We start from the raw sequence: 21,322 nt of genomic DNA, 5'->3' as shown, positions 1-21,322 counted from the left end.
CTTGCTGCACGACAAAACTGGAACTGCTCTGACAAATTCTGTCCGTTACCCTATAGCAGCAATGATTTTCTCTTGTACACCATTAATCGACATTGAGTATCAATGCCCTAATGTGGCTAAGTCTGTTCAGCTCTTCATGCTATCAATTATCTAGCATTACTGCGGCATTGGCTGTGTTTTGTCGGCTTTACATCACCGCATAGCGTATTAGCACATTAGGCACTAACAATAGTAATCAACTTGCCTGCTAATACCCTCTAAACCATTTTTTATACGTCAAGCCTGTATTTTACTTTCGGCCTCTTTTCCGGTTTCATCTCGTCATGAATAAGTTAACACTGTTCCTTGTTGCTTGCGCGCGTGTAAAAGGTTTTCATCTCAAAGTCACTTTTATTAGCCACCATAGCTAATAGACAACATTAATCAAGCCCCCCATCAAAAAGCGATTGATTCCTCAAAGGCATGTTATTCAAGGCCCCACATTGCTTTAACTAAATCCTAGCACTGTGACATCCATTACCCGTTTAAGTTAGATTCCAAACATATTCCGAGTTAAAATAACAATTAATTTCATTTAGTGCTCAATAAATGAATGAAAATATTCTTTAATTCCATTTAATATATCAAAATGAGAAATCAAATATGGATTTGAAGGTAAGTTATATGGAAAATAATATAATTCATACACTCGTTGAATTAACAAATAGAGGTAATGACGATGTTAAAATAGCCGCAATCACCGCTCTCGGAGATTACAAGGCAACGATTGAACAGCAAACTGCTATTTCTAGGCTTATTGAGTTGTGCAAGGACCCCAATAAGGATGTGGCAATTTCAGCCATAAAAGCCTTAAGTAAGCTTGCAGAATTCTTTTAACTTATTGTAAACACTCCGTTCTAATGTAATTTAGCAAATACATCGCCTGCTGTTCGTTCTCAGCTATCATCACTAATCTTGTTCAACTGCTACATTAGGTCGTGCGGTATCTCCATGATTCTGTTTTGTCAATAACGAAGCCGACATGACCATCTCCGATATGTGAAAAAACACAATACAACCGCATTTAAGTTAAAATAAGTTTACGCCATCGCTAAGATATGAGCGAGAAGAACGAATGCCATAACGCACTATCATTACATTGGCGAAGCCTACTCATTAAGGAGCTGGTTTAGCTATCCCGACTAATCCACGAAGTTTGGGTCGATAGAAAATAAATCTAATTACAGGATAAATAGCATCCTCCATGAATACATTCACCTGCCTAACGCAATGCTTTGCAACGTCTAAGTTTATCACTGTTTTTTCTGATAACGCATCTAAAACATTTTATGAGCTTTTGTATTATGTATAGCATTTAATAACAGCCTCACGAAAGGGATTACTGCTTAGTAAAAATTATTATTAATACGCATTTCAACAAACTCAAATTACCTTTTATCACCTATTCCGCTTATCATGGCGTCCCCTGTAGGAATCGAACCTACAACTAGCCCTTAAGAAGGATTCGTTATGTCCATTTAACTAAAGGGATATAAATTACCTTACAACGTTCGGATATTTCTTACTTCTAACTCATTCTCCATTTTGTGTGGAGAGTGAAAGTAACCATCATTAATATCTGAAATTACATATCTTCTAATCTAAATAACGTATCCGTATTTTTTACTATTCATTAGCTAAGTAACATCAATACAAATCCTCTATCCCGATGGAATATATTTTTTGTCTCTGGTAGTTGTTGCACTCCCTATTAACTGTGCGACCTATCATTTTTATTTCCTTAGATAAAGAGATTTTTACTGTTATCAATGTTGAACCAACAGAGTCGATAAATCAAAAATGCTATTGTCACTCGCTATAAATGAACCACTATAGTATCGGCAGTCCCAATAATCTAAAAAAAGAAAGCTTTCCATTTCATGATAAAAATCATCAAATCCAGACATGTCCCATATAAAGTGATGAATCATACAGTACATTCACTCAAAATAGGATAATTCTTGAATTAACTCTTTTACTCTATTAAAGCTAATAAACAACCATAAGTTGTCCCTTTATGAAGATAAAAATTCTCATATGATGATTTATTTATATTGAGTTTTACTTAATAATAATTTAGATTAAGTCACAAAATTTGTGATTGGTAAAGCTGGGAATTTACATTTTTAACGAATAAACCGTTGTATCATATTTAGCTTGCTGTATTTTATACTTGAAAATTCACTAACCACTGTCATTTTCATCTAAATACACATCACTATGCGTTATATCTCATTAGTTTCAGCCTAATTGTCTACGTATAGCGTTTTAAAATGTAAGTTACTTTTTATATCCCCAGCACACTGTAAATAAAACATAAATAGAGTAACCTTATGGAAAACGCAACAAAAAACCTTTTGGATATCGATATTGAAAAGGAAGATATACGTAGTCAAGTTCATCATGTTAAATTTCATGGTGACAATACTGAGTATTTCTTTATATGGATAGTGAATGTTTTATTGACGATACTCACTCTAGGTATATATTCAGCTTGGGCCACCGTCAGAACCCGACGCTACTTCTTAGGTAATACTGAGGTTAATGGCTCACGTCTTGAGTATCATGCTTCACCTGTAAGGATTCTAGTATCTAGGCTTATTATATTTTTCTTTTTTGCATTATATTTAGCCGTTAACTATCTTTTCCAACCAATAGCATATGTTATTCTGTCCCTGTTTTTCTTGATGCTACCTTACTTTATTATTCGCTCATGTCGTTTCCATGCCATTATGACAAGCTATAGAAATGTAAGATTTAATTTTCTCGGCAGTTATAAAAAAGGGTATTGGTACTTTTTTATCCTTCCATTATTACTTTTATTAGGTGCAATTGCTTTTTCATTCTTGGTAGGACAAGTCATAGGTTTAATCGCTATCTTTAGTTCAGCGAATACCAATGAACATATAAATCTGAGTAGATACTTTATCGGCACATACGCGACTTTGTTATTAATAGCGATTTCTTTATATGCCATTTTTGCAATAAGAACCAAACAATTGTATGAGTATTTCGCAAATAACTTTTACTTTGGCAAATCTGCATTTAAGCTAAAAATGAATTATCGGGCAGTGGCTAAAATTTATAGTATCGCTTTTTTAATACTGGTTCCTTTCATCATCTTAAGCGGGTTTAGCATCATCTCTATGATAAAAACCGTTATCATACACGAAAGCAACTTCAGTGAGTTAGAACCACCTGTTTTTTTGTTTTTATTCATATATTTATACTTATACGTAGGGTTTTTCTTCTCTTATAGTTACATTCATATCATGATGAGACGTGAGTTTTTCAATAAATTAGAATTCAGTAACGAGCTAAAATTTAGCTCATCCATCACCTATTTTTCTTACCTAATTTTACTGTTCTCTAATAGTCTTATTATTATATTTACGCTAGGGTTAGCTACGCCTATTGCTCAAATTCGCCATGCACGATATTTCGCCATGAACACTAAAATTACAGGCGATATGTCTCTAGAGAATGAACTCGCTCATGATGAGACTCACTCCAATTCTTTTCATGATGAAACGCTTGATTCCTTCGACTTTGGATTATCGTTGTGAACATAGCGGGTGAATATACTTATAATAAAAAGGCACTGAAACACAGTGCCTTTATTGAGTTAGATAATGATAAGCATCAAATTACTCTTCACGTTAACGATGAAGTTAAAACATATCTATACCAAGATATTCATTTATCAAAACCACTAGGAACACTACCAGACTCTATCTATTTTTCTGATGGTGGATGTTTTACCTGTGATAAAGAGCAACATTTACGTAACAAACTCGTTCTGAAAAAAGGCAAACTCCATTTTGGTGTTATTCACTTTTTAGAACGTTATAAAATGGCTAGCCTGTATTTACTAGCCTGTATTATTCCTATGGTATATCTCTTTTTCCAATTCTTTCTACCATCAATGGCATCGATTATTGCTAAAGAGGCTCCTGTTCGAATTCAAATGCACCTTGGCCAAGAAACACTCGTACTCTTAGATGAAAGTGTACTTGAACCAAGTAAATTGCCATTAAAAAAGCAGCAAGAACTTAAGGCGCTATTTGAAAGAATTACACCTCAAGAATTTAATAATTATGATTTAAAACCACGGCTTATTTTTAGAGACTACCCGAAACAAGCCAACGCATTAACATTAACTGACGGTACAATCATCATTACTGATGAGTTAGTTAACTTAATTGAAGATGAAAATGAACTTGTTTCCGTTTTATTACATGAAATGGGCCATCATTATCATCATCATATAATGAATTCTTTAGTGAGTTCATCATCGTTAAAATTTGTCAGCATGTGGATACTGCGCAAATCATCAGGGATTGAAGACATATTGTTAAATTCAGGTAATCAATTAATGACATTGAGCTACTCTCGGGATATGGAATTAGAAGCTGACCAATTTGCTATTGAGTATATGTTAAAACAAGAACGCCCTTTAGAGATGATGGAATCAATATTTATCAAGCTGGCTAACATATCACCTGAAATGAAGAGTAAGCTATTAAGTACCCATCCTCTATGGAAAGAGCGCTTAAATGCGATAGATGCATCTAAACCCTATAGTCAGGATAAAAAACACTAATCACCTCGCTAACATCCCTTTTTATCAATCACTGAATAGAGAATCCCCAATAATATGGAGATTCTCTATTTGCCTTATTGGTAAAAAAATCAACATATAACTGATTATTAATGGAATATTTATACGTTCGATATAGATAGCGTTTATGAAAACAATATGCCGCGTTTTACCACTCTGTTACCACACGAGCATCGCTCTGTTTTATGTGAAATTGAGTTTTCTTCACTATCAAAAAATCAAATTTACGTTATAGTCATGATCTTTAAGTGTTATTTAACCTTTTGATTATGATGTCAATACCCATCATATATCGTCGCTAGCACAAGATATTATTAGGCAAAATTAGATGAAATACGCATCCGTGCCATTTAATCAAAACGAAAATGGTTGGTTAAATGAAACTTCACGCACTCCCCGATATCCGACCTTAAATCAAAATACCGACGCAGATTGGGTAGTTATAGGTTCCGGCTACGCGGGTTTATCTTTTGCAAGAAGACTTGCACACAACAATCCGAACCTTAAAATTATTCTCCTTGATTGCGCAACGGCAGCCGAAAGTTCATCTGCTCGAAATTCAGGATTTATTATTGGGTTACCTCATAATATTGGCAGTTCAACGGCCGAACTAAAGAAAGCCCAATTTTATCGCACATTACTTGAAGAAGGCATTCATCAGCTCGCGACATTAACTGAACAGTTTGCGATTGAGTGTGACTGGGAAAGTGCCGGCAAATATCATTGCCAAGTTGATAAAAAGAATGAACGTGTTTTACAAGAGTATGTCGATAATCTCAATACAATGAGTGAACCTTATCAATTACTCGATAAGGAGATGCTCTATCACAAATTAGGTACGCATTTTTATCATAAAGGGATATACACACCAAATTCAATTCTCGTTAATCCAGCAAAATTGGTGGTAGGCTTAGCACGCTCATTACCTGAGAATGTGAAAGTGTATAATTACACTCCCGTTATGGCAATACAGCCTGGCGCCACCATACAGGTACTGACTCCTTATGGCAATATTCGTACAGCAAACATTATGTTAGCAACGAATGCACTCTCTAGAGAATTAACACCAATTAATCATAACCAAGCAGCAATGGCGACATTTGCCAGTATCACAGCCCCACTTTCTCTCGAACAACAACAACGCTTACCAGCGATGAAGAGCTGGGGCTTAACACCTGTGAATGCTATTGCTGGCGCAACGTTACGCTATACCAAAGATCAGCGTATATTGATCCGCCAGCATGTTACCCCTGCGATATGTGGGCGGATCAGTGCAGAACAAACTTATCGAGTGACACAACAGCATCAACAGCTATTCAATAAAATCTACCCGCAATTAGCCGACGTTCCGATAACAAATACTTGGTCCGGTACAATCAGCGTTACCAGAAATGGTGCTCCTATTTGGGGCAAACTCATGAAAGGCGTGTATAGCGCGGGCGGTTGTAATGGCGCTGGGATCTCAAAACAAACCATAGCAGGAACATTATTGGCAGATTATGCTTTAGGAATTGATAACCCTTTAATTGATGCCATGCAGCAACTTGGGCAAGCGAACTATTTGCCACCATCACCGATATTGGATATTGCAATCCACGCCTCATTACTGAAAGAAAGATATATTGGGAGAACGGAAGTATAATGGCAATCGAGTGAACTCTCCCATTCTAGTTTGATCTACATTCCGCACTAACCAATGGAACCCTTTTATCGCGTCATTTATTGGACCATTGGTTTCCCATCAGTAAGAAATTTTACTGCAATTTGCTGCCTATTCATGCTAACACCATAGCCTACGTTATGTGATTGAACCTTTGCCCAATAAACCTGCTGTGAATGCTATTCAACGGTTATGATCGCCATCCATCGAATATTTTTTATTTAACCCAGACTGATTAGGATTATCATTAAATGACTTTTCACAACTTATTATTATTTAAAGGTTATTCTAACTTGCTTCATTGATCCTTCACCGCTAAATTACCCGTAATTTTACTAATATGAGTGAATGGTTTATGAGCCTCACAATCATTATCTTTTTACTTGTTTATATTGCGATGGGGTTTGGTAAGCTCCCCGGTTTTAAAGTGGATAGAACCGGTGCTGCTGTTATTGGTGCCTTAGCCATGATGGCTGTTGGTAGTATTACCCCTCCTCAAGCATGGAATGCGATCGATTATCGTACTATTGGCATGTTATTTGGGTTGATGGTGGTTTCCGCCTCTTTTGTCGTATCTGGATTTTATAGCTGGACGGCAAACCGCGTTGCCATGCTCAAAGTCAGTGCCCCTGTGTTACTCGCTGTACTCATTGCTGTAGGTGGTTTACTTTCTGCTTTATTGACCAATGATGTTGTTGTGGTGGCAATGACCCCATTATTAGTTTCTATTACATTGTCACGGGGATTAAACCCTGTCCCTTTTTTGTTAGGGTTTTGCTTTGCTGCAAATAATGGCGCTTCTGGCTCCTTGATCGGTAGCCCACAAAATATGATCGCAGCCCAAGGGCTAGATATTTCATTTGTTGGGTTACTCCAGGCTTCGGCTGTACCAGCCTTACTCTCATTACCACTGACTTGGGCTGTTTTAGTTTTTCTTTATCGGAACCGTTGGTATCTGGCGAAAACATCCGTGGATGGAGCCGCGGCCCCCCCTACTCCATCTACTGATCCTGCAACAAAACTTGATGTATGGGAAACCAGTAAAGCGGGCATTATTACGTTAATTGTTATTATCGCTTTCGTCATCAGTGATATTCCAAGAGAGCTTATTGCATTAACTGCGGCTGGGTTTTTATTGCTAAATCGCTCAATTGCATCAAGTGATATGCTGAAATTAGTTGATGGTAATCTGTTATTACTGATTATGGGATTATTTGTCGTCAATGCTGCATTTGCATCAACGGGATTGCCTCAGCAAATGTTAAATGATTTACGGAATAACGGTGTTGAGCTAAATAACCCTATCGTACTTTTCTTGATCACTGGTGTGTTAAGTACCATTGTTGGTAATAACCCCGCAGTAATGTTACTGGTGCCTTTCTTATCATCCAGCGGTAATACCGACTCATTAGGTGCCGCCTTAGTACTTGGCTCGGGTTTTTCAAGTAATTTATTCGTCTTTGGTAGCCTTGCCGGTATCATTGTGGTCGAACAAGCTGCCGCTTATGGCGTGAAAATTTCGTTTTCGGAATTTGCCAAATCAGGTGGGATCGTCGCTTTATTATGTATGCTACTAGCAGCAGCATGGATAGTCTTGGTGCTTTAAGCAGAATGCCACTCGCGTAATAGCGAGTGGCATATAAATAATTATTTCGGATAGCTGGTTTTATTTAAAATAGTGGCATGCGCCCCAACGGGAAATAGGCTAACCGCACTAAAGGCCTGATCCTGATACCCCATGATCCCACCATCCGTCCTCATCATATCTAAATCAATCAGGATAATGCCGAGTGTTGGAATAATTTTCTCACGCCAAATAAATAAATATAACTGCTCTGACACCTTAATATAGTGGCAGCGGTCAACATCAGCTAACCCCTTTTCGACCCCATCTAAACAATGCCACGCATAAAACTGTTCGTTAAGATAAACATGTTCATAGCGCTCTTTTGGATTATAGGTATACATATTGCGCATACCAATTAATTCAGATGTGTAGGCTGGTAAGGAGCGTTGAGCCTCTCCTAAAGTGCCAAAATAAATCTCCACTTCGACATCTGTCAAAGGGCGATTTTGCTCTACTTTACTAAAGGCAGAAATGCGAATATCTGCTTCGTCAGGGAGTTTACCTTGCACTAATACACAGTTACCGTCTTTTTCATTGATAATTAAGGTAACACTGGCTTGCCAATCATCTGGGGAGATAAAATTGACGAAATAAACCCCTGAACGAATTGAGGTAACACGGCAATCAATTGTCACACCTTGCCATTCAATTTGTTGATCTGCTGGAAAAGAAATATCTTCTTGCCGGTCTTTTTCAGCGAATCTCAATTGAAATGTTTTACCTGTTAATTGGTTATTGGTTTCTAAAATATAGCTATCTGGAGCAAAACCATCTGACAATGCGCCAACTTGGATAAAAGCCACTTCTTCAATCATAATAGCTCCTTAAGTAAAAGCGAGTGTAGGTAAATCAACGACGCTTGCACCACCATCAATAACCAGTGCAGCACCTGTAATCATTGATGCGTCAGTAGAGCATAAGAATCGGCATGCCAATGCGACCTCTTTTGCCGTTGCAGGGCGCTGTAACGGTACATCACGGCATACATATCGATAAGCGTCATCTAATGTAAATTGATGCTGCTCCATTAAAGGCTGCATCTCTTCATCTGCCATTGGTGTTCTAACCCAGCCGGGACAAACCGCATTCGCTCTGACACCTTGATGACCATAATCACGTGCAACGGAGCGCATCAATCCTATTAAGGCGTGTTTGGCTGTCACATACCCACACGCTTCCGGACCTGCGGCCAACGATGCCAGTGAGCCGACAAATAAGACATTACCGTGACTTTGCGTTAATAGGGGTATACAACCACGAACACTCGCAAAAGCACTATCAAGATTAGCTTTCATCGCTTGATGCCACTGTTGGTCATTCATATCTTCAACACGCCCCAACCCCATTCCGCCTGCATTACACACCAGCACATCAATAGTGCTCGTATGTTGCTTAATTTGTGGCAAAATAATTTCGTTCCATGAAGTTTCAGTTGAGACATCAGCAACGATAGCAATGGCGCCTGTTTCAAGTGCAACTGCATTTAGCGGCTCTGCACGCCGTCCAACAATAAAAACCTGATCCCCTTGCTGTGTGAATAGTTGCGCACACGCCGCACCAATCCCTGTGCCACCTCCTGTAATGATGACGGATCTTGAGTTCATTCAACCCCCCTATCGCTGGAATTGTTAAAACAACGTTAATTTATTTATTAATATAGAAATAAATAACCTTCGTTGACCATCGATCTAAGGAACGATATTCAGCAAAATACGGAGGTCGCGAATAAATTTATCGCTAAAAGGTATCAACCTGCCTCACAACAGGTTGATAAAGATAAGGGAAGCATTAAGGTAAGATAGCAAAAGAACGCACGGGAAAACCGCTCGCATTATTAGGTTTGGCAACAATATTAAAAATAACCGCCCCTCTCGTCGGTAATTTGTCCAGATTGGTCATCAATTCAATTTGATAGGTGTCCTGCTCTAGAACATAGTATTCACCTAATAATGCATTATGGCGACGAAAATCCTGAGCCGCATCGGTGTCAAAGGTTTCATGACCTATTGCTTTGATCCCCCTTTCCTCAAATAAGAATTTCAATGCATCAATCCCCCAACCCGGTATCTGATTATTTCCCTCTGCATCTTTGTTATCCATCGCCTCCTGAGATGGCCAACGATGACTCCAGTCAGTCCGTAGTGCAACAAAAGTATCAGGCTCTATTTTTCCGTACTCTTGTTCAAAATTGAGTACATCTTGACGTGAAAATGCAAACGTAGGGTCTTGCTTCGCTCTTTTTGATTGGTCAATCACAATTAGGGGTAAAACTAACTCTTTTAGTTCTAATTCATGCAGATAGCGTTTCCCTTCAACGAAATGGCAGGGGGCGTCAATGTGTGTGCCATATTGGCCTGGAAAAGTAAATTGTTGGGCAAAAAAACCATCTGGATAATCAAATAATGTCTTTATGCTTGCCGATTCAAACATAAAAAAATGCGGTGAATCTTTATCAAAAGGATGCGTTAAATCAACCCATGTTTTTGACTTTAATAATTTAAGTGCTGTGATTAAGTCATTTTCCATAATATTCCCCTGATGATGTGTTAATTCAATTTTTAATTTTTAGCTTGTTCAATAACTAATTAACGAAAAAAACACAATTTGTCTAGATCAGTAAAGAGAGGAATTTTCATATTAAAAATAGAAGAGAAAATCGTATCACTCAAATAAAAAACCACCTAATATAAATATTAGGTGGTCAAATGTAACATAATAAAAAATAATAAATAGACTAGGGTTTTGGATAATTAGCCCATGCTTGAGGTTCAATAAAACCATCATAAATAGACTGAGAACGAATGTAATCAGCGTATTCTTTAGATTCAAAAGCCTCTTTTAAATCTTTTGCCCATTGGGAATTCACATTGTCTTGCATAACAGTCACAATCACCCGATGCTCTAATGGTGAATTTTCTACAACCAGCCCATCGGCAATACGCTGACCAGCGCTGGCAACATAGTTGCCGTTAACAACAACAAAATCAACATCATCTAATAAACGTAACCCCTGAGCTGCATCGGTTTCACGTATATCTAAACGGTATTTAGCAGGTTCGATATCATTAACACTAAAGGTTAATGTGCTGATATTCGGTTTGATTTTTATCCAACCTAACTCTTCTAAAATACGTGCGCCGCGCTCTGCATTTACGGGGTCATTGGATAAAGCAACGATCATACCGTCTTTCACTTCGTCTAATGATTTATGTTTATTCGAACGTAAGCTTTGTGGTGCACTCGGAGAATCAGTTAATGCCACCATATTAATATTATTTTTCTTATTATAAGCTTCCATATATGCACGACTCTGGTTTACCGAAGCATCGATAGAACCTTCTTCAAAGGCGGGATTTATTTGTCTATTTTGCGAAAATTGGCGTAAATTGACTTTATAACCCTTCTTTTCCAAGATGGGTACAATCCCTTTCTCAACTTGGTCGATATAATTACCAACCCCAAAACCTATAGTGATCTCTTTTTTATTCGGATTATCCTTTTCACTATTATCATTACATGCAGCTAATGCAATAACAGCGGTAGCAATAAGCGATAAGTATTTTATTTTTTGTTTCAACATGATGTTACGACCCTGTGTAAATAATGTGGCCAGTATAATCATATTTTTTACATCTTATTTAGATCATCTCGTTATAACTTAATACAAAAAGAATATATAACCTATTTTATATGCCTTTTAGGTATATGAATATAATAATTTGTTCGTTCGAATAACGATTCGCTTGATATGTAATGAAGGAGATAAAAAACGTTAAAAAAAAGTGAGTTATGAAATGCCGATTTTAAATTATGATTTAATTGATGCGCTAATCAATATAACACCAGAGTCTACCTTAGCAGATGCAAGGAAAGAACGTTCAAACGCGACAGAAAATACGCAAGCTGCTTTTGAAGCGATTTTTTCCGCACCGTCACCCCAATTAACCGGAGAAATTAAGTTTTTATTTGCGCGAATTATCGCTGAACAGACAGGTAGCCATGTGCTAGCCGATTTTTACAATCAATTATTAGGGCAGCGCTCACCTCACTTGAATACGCCAGCGCTTCAAGCCGCTGAACACTATTTACGCATATTGGTGAGCCAGCCAAAACAAACTCATTACTCCCTCATTCATGCCCTTATTGAACAAGGGTGGCACGAAGCGGATATTATCCTACTTGCGCAATTAATAACTTTTGTCACCTATCAAGCCCGTTTAATTGAAGGGTTAAGATTATTGCAAGGTAACAGTACTATCACCAAATCTGCTGAGCCAGTTACTGCTGGACAATGGAATAGCAACTCACACACTCATCAAGGCCAACCCGCTCCGACCGCCTTCACTCAAGATCAACTTGGATGGGAATCATGGCTACGAGCGAGAGATCCACAGACGCTAGAAGCAGATGAAGCTCAGGTGATGAAAAAATTCGGCCAACTTAATTCTGAATATTTTTTGCTGCTCGCCCATCAAAGTCACATTCTAACACTACGTACGCTTATCGATCGTGGCGTCTTTTATACCCTCGGCGGCTTACCTCGTTGGGAACGTGAATTTGCTGCTGCGGCGGTTAGCAAGGTGAACGGCTGCATCTATTGTGCTTCGGTACATGCTCGTAAAGCCAGCCAATATGCCAAAGAGCATAAAGCGGATGTTGAGAAGCTTATCGCAACGCCAGTAGGCGCGATTTTAGCTGAGGGTTTTGATGACCGTTTAACGGCGATTACGGATTTCACGACAGCGCTATCAACGACACCAATACGAGCCACGCATCAACAGGTTGAGACACTACGTCAACTAGGGCTAAGTGAGCTAGAGCTACTTGATTTGATCCAATCAACCGCCTTTTTCTCTTGGGCTAATCGACTGATGCTCTCACTCGGTGAACCATTTGAACTTAAACAGGACAAGGAGTGATCTCGTGACACAGCTAAAAGGGTTAAATGCTTTGGAAGAGCAAATCACTCAAGACCTACAAAACCTTAATCTGCCATTAAACCGCTGGTCATTATCGCCAAACCAGTCTGATGACCATCAATTAGATGTTGCAATTATCGGTGCGGGCATGTCAGGGGTCACGGCAGCCTTTGCCCTTAAATTACAAGGGATTGATGCGATAGTTTTTGATCAAGCTCCAGAAGGTCAAGAAGGCCCATGGCAAACGCCGGCCTTGATGGAAACATTGCGTTCACCAAAACAGGTGGTTGGCCCAGCACTCGCGTCACCCTCTTTAACTTTTCAAGCTTGGTTTAAAGCTCAGTTTGGTGACGATGAGTGGGAAGCACTCGATAAAATTCCTCGTTTACAATGGGGGGAATATCTACAATGGTTTAAAACCATGACGTCGCCAGTGGTTTTCAATCAATATCAATTAACTGATATTCAAGTCAACCCACAAGGTTGCCTACTCACATTTGCAACACCTAACGGTAAACAGCAATATCAAGCACAACATGTGATCCTTGCGACAGGTATGGAATCCTTTAGCGAACCTAATATTCCAAGCTTTATGGCGGAGATCCCTTCTGCTTACTGGGAGCACTCTTACGCCGGTAGTGATTACAGCCGGTTTAAAGGGTTAGATATTGCGGTCGTAGGATACAGTGCCGGTGCTATGGATAGCTCGGCAACAGCACTTGAACAGGGTGCGCGCTCTGTTGAATTATTGATCCGAGCGAAAGATATGCCAAGGGTGAATCGCGGAAAAGTCGCAGGCAACCCTGGCTTTACTCAAGCTTATCACCAGCTTACCGATGCACAAAAATGGCATTACAGTGATTATGTTGCTAAAGCAAAAACGCCGGCCCCGCATGGCAGCACGCTGAGAGTCTCTCGGCATGAAAATGCTTATTTTAACTTTAATACACAGGTCAAAAAGATAGACGTCAATGGTAAGAAACTGCATATCGCCACAACTACAGGGGAATATGTGGTCGATTACCTGATCTTAGCGACCGGATATCGCATTAATTGGCAGCGCCACAGTGCATTTAATCACATCGCGCCTTTTATTCGTAAATGGGGTGATGTGTATACCCCTTCTAAAGCTGAACAAAATAGTGAGTTTGCCTCCTATCCCTATTTAGGCCATCACTTTGAATTTCTCCCTAAAACCGATTGTGAGTTACCTAAGCTCAGTAATATTTACTGCTTTAACTTAGCTGCATCCTTAAGTATGGGGCCACTTATTGGTTTGATCCCTAATACCAATACAGGCGCGCAGAAACTGGCTGAACATATCGCTGCTCAGTTGTACCTCGCTCATCATGAGCAACATTTAGAGCAGGTAAAAAATAGCACTGAAGCGGAGCTACTAGGTGATGAATGGCAACCTGCTCTCCCCTATAGCCAGCGAACACCACAAACGAGTAATGTGGAGTGATTGATGATTACATTTAAAAATATTCAGAAGGTCTATGAAAAAGAAGGCCATTCACTCACTGCCTTACAGGATGTGAATTTGCAGATTCATGAAGGTGATATTTTTGGGTTTATTGGCTATAGCGGTGCAGGAAAAAGCTCCTTGATCCGTCTCGTCAACCAACTTGAAAAACCCTCGTCAGGTGAAGTGATCATTAATGGGAAAAATATTGCTCACCATAGTGCAACTGAAATTCGAGCCCATAAAAAAAGCATCGGCATGATCTTCCAGCACTTCAATTTGTTAGAAACGAAGACCGTTGCACAGAATATCGCCATGCCGTTATTGCTATCAGGGGTCGACAAAAAAGAAATTCAGCGACGCGTGGATGATATTTTAGCCTATGTAGAGCTGAGTGATAAAAAACACCAATATCCTGGGCAACTATCAGGCGGACAAAAACAGCGTGTCGGTATTGCTCGAGCATTAATCAATAACCCGAAAATTTTATTGTGTGATGAAGCCACTTCTGCACTTGACCCACAAACGACACAATCTATTTTGTCATTATTAAAAAAAATTAATCGTGAACAAAATATCACCATTTTGTTGGTAACTCATGAAATGGAGGTGATTGAGCAGATATGTAATCGTGTCGCGGTAATGGAAGCGGGTCGAGTTGTCGAAGAAGGCACTGTTTTAGAGATTTTCTCAGAGCCACAACATCCGACGACAAAAAAGTTTGTCCGTACCGTACTTAACGAAGAAATCCCTGAACGTGTCTTGCACAATTTAGAGCATCAAAGCAATGTTTACCGCTTAGAGTTTTTAGGTGCTTCCGCACAGCAACCCGTTGTGAATGAACTGATCTTACAGGATAAAGTTAAAATCAATATTTTGTTTGCCAATATGAAAGAGATAAGTGGTGTCGTGTTAGGCAGTATGTTTGTCCAGATCGTCGGCCATGATGAAGATATCGACCAAGGGATCGCATTTTTACGTCAGCGCGGTGTTGCTGTCAATAAGGGGGTACTATGACACAATGGCTTGATACCGCATTAACGAGTAAACAATTTTTACTCGCGATGTCTGAAACCTTCACTATGGTTTCAATTGCACTGGTTATCGGTTCCCTATTGGGGATTTTACTGGGGATTGCACTCGTTGTGACGCGCCCTGATGGGATTTGGGAAAATAAATGGGTTTATCGCATTATTAACCCAATAATCAATACGGTCCGTTCATTGCCTTTTATTATTCTACTCGTTGCAATGATCCCTCTAACACGTTTTATGGTTGGCACCTCTATCGGCACTACGGCTGCCATTGTGCCCTTAGTTATCTATATTGCACCTTATACGGCTCGTTTAATTGAAAACTCATTATTAAGTGTGCATTCGGGGATCATTGAAGCCGCAGATTCAATGGGGGCGACCAATTGGCAAATTGTTTGGCACTTTATCTTACCTGAGGCTAAATCATCGCTAATCTTAAGCTTAACCGCAGCCAGTATCACTTTAGTGGGAGCGACAGCCATGGCTGGAGCGGTCGGTGGTGGCGGTGTCGGTGACCTAGCACTCAACTACGGTTACCAACGTTTCGACAACGTTGCTATGGCAATCACCGTCGTTACATTAGTCATTATTGTTCAAGGAATACAAATGATTGGTGATTATCTTGCTAAGAAAGCAAGATTCCACTAATTCTAGATGACCGATATATCAGATTATATCGGTCAATCTACTCTTTTCCGTCCAATGCATCATTTTATTGATAATCTCCGCATCTTTTTCGCCTGTTTTCCTCTAAATAATTATTTTTCTAATTTATAGCTTATTGATTAGCGTGAAAATTACACAAAACGCCAACCTTTACTAACTTTAAAGTTAAATCCCACAAAAAAATATAAATGAAACCGCTGATTCCACCAAACAATGCGTTCAAAAGCTTATAAAAATAGCATAAGCATGTCATAACAATTTAAAAAAATGCAGTTAATCGTCAATTTATTTGTTGTTATCTGTTGTATAATCATAATGATATGTCAATGGAAATGTTTTTAAGTCGTTTTAAACAAAAACATTATCAATGCCATGTTAATCTGAGTTTTTTCTTCTTATTGCTGATTACTTTATACGCAACACTACTGCATCATCAGCGTTTTATTAACCTCTAACCTAAATCTGATTATGCCAACAATAGAACAACTGATATTACTGACATCCATACTGATTTTACTGGGTATTTTTTCTAGCAAACTTTCTGCTCGGCTAGGCTTGCCTATGCTTGTTATGTTCCTGTTTATAGGAATGTTAGCGGGTGAAGATGGCATAGGCCAAATCGCGTTTAACAACGTGAATGTTTCCTATGCTGTAGGTTCACTCGCATTAGCCTTGATTTTGTTCGACGGTGGCCTACAAACATCAGTTAAATCGATTCGACTTGTTTGGAAGCCTGCATTTACCTTGGCCACCTTTGGGGTGTTAATTACCGCGGGCATCACCGGACTCGCCGCGGCTTATATTCTTGGCATCCCCTTACTTGAAGGGCTGTTGCTTGGCGCCATTGTCGGCTCAACAGATGCGGCGGCGGTATTCTCCCTATTGCGTAACGCGGGTATCTACCTTAATGAACGTTTACAATCAACGTTAGAAATTGAAAGTGCTACCAACGACCCAATGGCAATTTTCTTAACCGTGGGCTTACTGCAACTCCTCATGAATCAAAGCGCTTCTGGTAGCGAATTATTATTACTGTTCGTTAGCCAAATGGGGATCGGTACACTTGTCGGCCTAAGTGTTGGTTGGATTTCAATCAAGATCATTAATAAAATTAAGTTACTGGCAACAGGGTTATACCCAGTATTAGTGGCGGCGTGTGGTCTATTATCATTCGGTCTAGCCAGTAACTTGCAAGGTAGTGGCTTTTTATCTATCTTCGTTACAGGCGTTGTGATTGGTAATGCTCGCTTTGTTTTCCAACGTAATACCTTTTTATTCCATGATGGGCTGGCTTGGCTCAGCCAAATCATCATGTTCGTTATGTTAGGCTTGCTAGTTAACCCAAGCTCTTTATTAGAGGTCTGGTTTGAAGGGTTGGTGATCGCACTGGTACTCACCTTTATCGCTCGCCCCATCGCTGTCGTGCCTGTATTAAAATTCTTTAAATTCAGTCGTGAAGAAATCACTCTGGTTTCTTGGGTTGGTCTGCGTGGCTCTGTTCCTATTATCTTAGCGATCTTCCCTTTTATTTATGGTCTACCAGGCGCTAACTTAATTTTTGATGTGGTTTTCTTCGTGGTATTAATCTCAGCGACGTTACAAGGCTCTACCCTACCTTATGTCGCACGCAAACTTAATTTAATGCAGCCACCACCATTACTGCCTGCTGCAACTTTGGACATTACCGCTGTCGATCAAATTGATGCTGACCTAGTAGAGTATACGTTGGGTGAGGACTGTTCTGCTGTCGGCCGCCGTCTATCTCAGTTGGCACTACCTGACCAAACTGTCATCGCAATGATCACTCGTGGTAAAAGCGTGCTCCCCCCTCGTGGTTCAACAAGACTAATTGCCGATGACCATTTGTTTGTCGTCTTGAAACCAGAAAATCGTTTATTCCTCGAACGGCTGTTCTCTGAACAAGTCTCTCCTGATTTAACCCCGATAGAATTACCCACTTCTGGGCTCAGTCTAAAGGGCACAACAAGGTTAGATGAGATTTATGAGTCTTATGGCATTTTAATCGATAATGAGAATAACCAGACACTGGATCAATTTATTTATAGCATTTCAGCAAATGAGCCAATACAAGACACCGTCATTAGCTTAGCGACATTACAGATAAGAATTAGTGAGATGATCGGCTCTCGAATTGTGACGGCAGTATTAGAGCCCCTTCCACAAGAAGATAATTAGTTCAACGGCAAACATCAGTTAATTCGATTTACAATGAAATTAACTGATGTTTATATCTGCCAGCCTCTTTTATTGTCTGGATGTGCGATTTTATCTGGGTGTATTGTTGATAGCTTTATCTTCTTTAGACTATTTGATGAGTTGTTATTTTTACTCATATAATTTTCTAGATTCTTAGCTACAAAAAATAAAAGCCCGTAAACGGGCTTTTATTTCGCAAAGTATAAATAAAGATAGCTACAATAAATTATCAGTATACTCAATAGAGAGAATTCTCAATTGTTATTAGCATATTAATGTTCTTAATTGAAACAATTAAGTTTTAATTGCTTAATTAAGTTCCACTTTGGAACATAATAACTGATGATTAAATGAGTGAATAAATAGAGTCATCAAACCCTTTAGATTCTTTGTCCTCATTAGCATGAGTATCATCTTGCAGGATTTCACTGAAGAATTCGCCCATATTTACATCTAATACTTTTAGTACTCTAACTAGACAATCAATATCTATACGATTTACCCCACGTTCATAACGAAATAGTTGTTGCTCACTGATATCAATCTCTTTAGCTAACTGAAAAACGGTATAGCCTTGAGATTTTCTTAACGATTTAATTTTTTGTCCAACTGCACAAGCGACAGGATATTTTGTATTCATAAACATTCTCGCTTCAACTTATATTATTAATGAAATAAAAAATCAGCAGGTGATTCTCTGTGTTTTTCTATTGTTATCTTTATTTATGATATAGCCATTTGGGTGTATTAACGACGATTCAGCATATATCTTGAGAGGGATGATATACTAGCCATATAATTAGTTTCAACTAATCCAAAAATGACATTGCAAATGTGTAACTAAATATTATCAGAATCACAAAAAGCCCACCACCTAAGTATTATTCTTTAATTTCAATAAGTTAATCTGTTTAACAATTAATAGTTGTTGTTCTATGCAGACATAGTCTAACAGGTAGCGGTAGAATTATAATCTAAATTAACCTCATTTAACCGATAAAAAATCTAAAAATAAAAGAAATAAACAGAATAATTTAATACTGTAACACTATTAATGATTTTTCAAATCAATATTCATTTTATGAATACGCATAATAGGATAATTACAGCAATACTGTAAAACAAAGTAAAAAATGGAAATTTTTCCCATATTATCATTTTGATAACTTAAATATCAATAACTTATAACAATAGTCCTTTTGTTACAATCGGCAGAAAATACTTAATTTTTAAAGCAGCACAAAAAAAACAGACTACAGCTATCATAGCTAACATAACAAAACATTAACGTTAAGTATCTTTTTGCTTTGCTATACATGAAGCATATCACAAAAAACAAAAAATTAAATTCCCATAAATAAACAGGTTTTTATCTCGCCACAACACTCTAAAAGTGATATTTTTCTTATAGATTTTTTACATATATTAAACATGGGGAGTTTATGTCTACAAAATTTTTATCGGCAGATTTTTATCATGTTAAGCTCGACTGATACTCCTACAATTTTTTTGTTTTTAGCATCTGATATAGACAAATGAAATCTAATCCTCAACAAAAAGAACATCTACAGCATTATAAGAGTAACAATGTAGATTTTATCTAACCATTATTCTTAGCCCAATAAGAAGACTATTTCTAGCAATAATCATTCGAAATTTATTTCCTTTTTTGATCCTACCTTCCTTATAACTCATATACAGCGTAGATACAGCGACAAATAAACACCATGCAAAATCACCTTTTAATGACGATCATTTATTGATAAGTTTTTATTGATGATCATTTTTGAACCAAACATTTTTATTAATACATATTTTAGATGGTTTATTAATTACCTGATTAGTGACTAATAGCAACTTAATGAATATTTTTCGATATTGTAAATATTAAAACTAATTATCATTAATATTTTCATTAAATAAAATAACGGTAAGTGATAATAAAGCAAAGATAATACGCTCGAGTTAATAAGAGATTATTTTCATCAATTAGCACATTGGGTAATATTTAATATCTAAATTTAGGTTTAGACGTTGCTTTCAGCGAGTTTAATGACTGCGTTCAATTTGCACTCAACGCGTTTACAAGTTTTTTTATTATTATGCCCAGCTAACAGTCAATTAAGACTAAAATGCTGAGATATGCGCATTTAGCTCACTCTACAGTGGGAAATTTAATGGAGCTATCCGAGAAATGAATTTCTGTTATTTTATCTAGCACGCTGCGCACTAGAGCAAAATTGAATAAAAATGAGAGGTTGAAGTGATATTATCTATGTGAGTGGTTATTTATCAATTTTACAAGCTAGCAAATCATTAAGCTCGGTGTATTGGCTAAATCTCTGTTTGCTAGCTTCGCAGACATGACAAAAACGCTATCGATAAGCAGGGTTCAATGATCGCAAAGCGGTTACAGTGGGTTTGATTAGAATTTTAATGCGGTTTTTCATTGATACTTAAATAAACATCATGAAAATAAGGTGGTTATTGTTGATTTAGGGGATTTGGTTAGATGGTGGGTCGTGCAGGATTCGAACCTGCGACCAATTGATTAAAAGTCAACTGCTCTACCGACTGAGCTAACGACCCATCTGGTATGACTGATTTTAATATTAAGATGGTGGGTCGTGCAGGATTCGAACCTGCGACCAATTGATTAAAAGTCAACTGCTCTACCGACTGAGCTAACGACCCATCTGGTATGACTGATTTTAATATTAAGATGGTGGGTCGTGCAGGATTCGAACCTGCGACCAATTGATTAAAAGTCAACTGCTCTACCGACTGAGCTAACGACCCATCTATTAATTTTTATAACCAGTATTTATGAAAATGCGAGTAACTAATGAAGTGGTGGGCGATACCGGGCTCGAACCAGTGACCTCCTCCTTGTAAGGGAGATGCTCTACCAACTGAGCTAATCGCCCACTTCATGACAAGTTTCACATATTTGTAAATAAATGGTGGGCGATACCGGGCTCGAACCAGTGACCTCCTCCTTGTAAGGGAGATGCTCTACCAACTGAGCTAATCGCCCATTTATTTACTTCACTTACTTGTTTCATCGTCGACAG

15 protein-coding genes and 5 tRNA genes are annotated in these 21,322 nt (G+C 38.3%); 10 read left to right on the top strand and 10 right to left on the bottom strand.

From position 1 onward, the window contains the following. Positions 1-663: 663 nt before the first annotated feature. The 5 genes from I3B46_RS07755 (at position 664) to I3B46_RS07735 (ending at position 7,926) form a co-directional block, all read left to right on the top strand. On the top strand, positions 664-876 hold the full coding sequence (locus I3B46_RS07755; protein WP_104873590.1) for a HEAT repeat domain-containing protein: 213 nt from the start codon (positions 664-666) through the stop codon (positions 874-876). 1,496 nt (positions 877-2,372) lie between these two features. Then, the gene (locus I3B46_RS07750; RefSeq protein WP_004921259.1) at positions 2,373-3,605 is read left to right on the top strand and encodes a YjgN family protein; all 1,233 of its coding nucleotides are present in this window, start codon (positions 2,373-2,375) and stop codon (positions 3,603-3,605) included. After that, positions 3,602-4,642: a M48 family metallopeptidase gene (locus tag I3B46_RS07745; protein ID WP_104873591.1), complete on the top strand. Its 1,041-nt coding sequence runs from the start codon at positions 3,602-3,604 to the stop codon at positions 4,640-4,642. Before I3B46_RS07750 ends, I3B46_RS07745 begins: the two co-directional genes overlap by 4 nt. Positions 4,643-4,988: 346 nt before the next feature. After that, positions 4,989-6,302, top strand: coding sequence for an NAD(P)/FAD-dependent oxidoreductase (locus I3B46_RS07740; protein ID WP_072502407.1), 1,314 nt, complete (start codon positions 4,989-4,991; stop codon positions 6,300-6,302). Between the two features lie 373 nt (positions 6,303-6,675). Beyond that, positions 6,676-7,926, top strand: coding sequence for an SLC13 family permease (locus I3B46_RS07735; RefSeq protein ID WP_036940952.1), 1,251 nt, complete (start codon positions 6,676-6,678; stop codon positions 7,924-7,926). A gap of 41 nt (positions 7,927-7,967) precedes the next feature. Here I3B46_RS07735 and I3B46_RS07730 read toward each other — a convergent pair whose 3' ends face one another. From I3B46_RS07730 to I3B46_RS07715, 4 genes are all read right to left on the bottom strand, one after another. Beyond that, entirely contained in the window at positions 7,968-8,762 is a 795-nt protein-coding gene (locus tag I3B46_RS07730) for a MoaF C-terminal domain-containing protein (protein ID WP_053110511.1), read from the bottom strand. 9 nt (positions 8,763-8,771) lie between these two features. Continuing rightward, on the bottom strand, positions 8,772-9,551 hold the full coding sequence (locus tag I3B46_RS07725; protein WP_004921272.1) for an SDR family NAD(P)-dependent oxidoreductase: 780 nt from the start codon (positions 9,549-9,551) through the stop codon (positions 8,772-8,774). Positions 9,552-9,735: 184 nt separating this feature from the next. After that, positions 9,736-10,473 (bottom strand): cyclase family protein, encoded by a 738-nt coding sequence (locus I3B46_RS07720; RefSeq protein WP_053110513.1) that lies wholly within the window; start codon positions 10,471-10,473, stop codon positions 9,736-9,738. 208 nt (positions 10,474-10,681) lie between these two features. After that, the gene (locus I3B46_RS07715) at positions 10,682-11,527 is read right to left on the bottom strand and encodes a MetQ/NlpA family ABC transporter substrate-binding protein (RefSeq protein ID WP_227698385.1); all 846 of its coding nucleotides are present in this window, start codon (positions 11,525-11,527) and stop codon (positions 10,682-10,684) included. Between the two features lie 214 nt (positions 11,528-11,741). Between I3B46_RS07715 and I3B46_RS22340 the strand changes: the two genes are divergently transcribed. The 5 genes from I3B46_RS22340 (at position 11,742) to I3B46_RS07690 (ending at position 18,227) form a co-directional block, all read left to right on the top strand. Continuing rightward, entirely contained in the window at positions 11,742-12,866 is a 1,125-nt protein-coding gene (locus I3B46_RS22340) for a CMD domain-containing protein (RefSeq protein WP_061063873.1), read from the top strand. Positions 12,867-12,870: 4 nt separating this feature from the next. Beyond that, a complete protein-coding gene (locus I3B46_RS07705; protein WP_004921281.1) occupies positions 12,871-14,331 on the top strand; it encodes an NAD(P)-binding domain-containing protein in 1,461 nt (486 codons plus the stop codon). A 3-nt stretch (positions 14,332-14,334) separates the two neighbouring features. Beyond that, positions 14,335-15,348: a methionine ABC transporter ATP-binding protein gene (locus I3B46_RS07700; protein WP_004921283.1), complete on the top strand. Its 1,014-nt coding sequence runs from the start codon at positions 14,335-14,337 to the stop codon at positions 15,346-15,348. Further along, the gene (locus tag I3B46_RS07695) at positions 15,345-16,013 is read left to right on the top strand and encodes a methionine ABC transporter permease (RefSeq protein WP_004921285.1); all 669 of its coding nucleotides are present in this window, start codon (positions 15,345-15,347) and stop codon (positions 16,011-16,013) included. The genes I3B46_RS07700 and I3B46_RS07695 overlap by 4 nt, the downstream gene beginning before the upstream one ends. 486 nt (positions 16,014-16,499) lie before the next feature. Then, complete coding sequence (locus I3B46_RS07690; RefSeq protein WP_076914141.1) at positions 16,500-18,227, top strand: potassium/proton antiporter; 1,728 nt, start codon at positions 16,500-16,502, stop codon at positions 18,225-18,227. A 367-nt stretch (positions 18,228-18,594) separates the two neighbouring features. Here the strand turns inward: I3B46_RS07690 and I3B46_RS07685 are convergent, their stop codons facing one another. The 6 genes from I3B46_RS07685 to I3B46_RS07660 form a co-directional block, all read right to left on the bottom strand. Continuing rightward, the gene (locus I3B46_RS07685) at positions 18,595-18,888 is read right to left on the bottom strand and encodes a helix-turn-helix domain-containing protein (protein WP_014656306.1); all 294 of its coding nucleotides are present in this window, start codon (positions 18,886-18,888) and stop codon (positions 18,595-18,597) included. A 1,873-nt stretch (positions 18,889-20,761) separates the two neighbouring features. Continuing rightward, positions 20,762-20,837 (bottom strand) — tRNA-Lys (locus I3B46_RS07680). Positions 20,838-20,866: 29 nt separating this feature from the next. Further along, positions 20,867-20,942: transfer RNA gene (locus tag I3B46_RS07675), tRNA-Lys, on the bottom strand. Positions 20,943-20,971: 29 nt separating this feature from the next. Next, positions 20,972-21,047, bottom strand: a tRNA-Lys gene (locus tag I3B46_RS07670). A 52-nt stretch (positions 21,048-21,099) separates the two neighbouring features. Then, positions 21,100-21,175 (bottom strand) — tRNA-Val (locus I3B46_RS07665). A 34-nt stretch (positions 21,176-21,209) separates the two neighbouring features. Continuing rightward, positions 21,210-21,285, bottom strand: a tRNA-Val gene (locus tag I3B46_RS07660). Between the last annotated feature and the right edge of the window lie 37 nt (positions 21,286-21,322).

This window comes from Providencia sp. 2.29 (assembly GCF_015832305.1).
Classification (GTDB): Bacteria; Pseudomonadota; Gammaproteobacteria; order Enterobacterales; family Enterobacteriaceae; genus Providencia; species Providencia stuartii.
The sequence above is the reverse complement of the archived record's forward strand: the minus strand, read 5'-3'. Positions and strand labels throughout refer to the sequence as shown.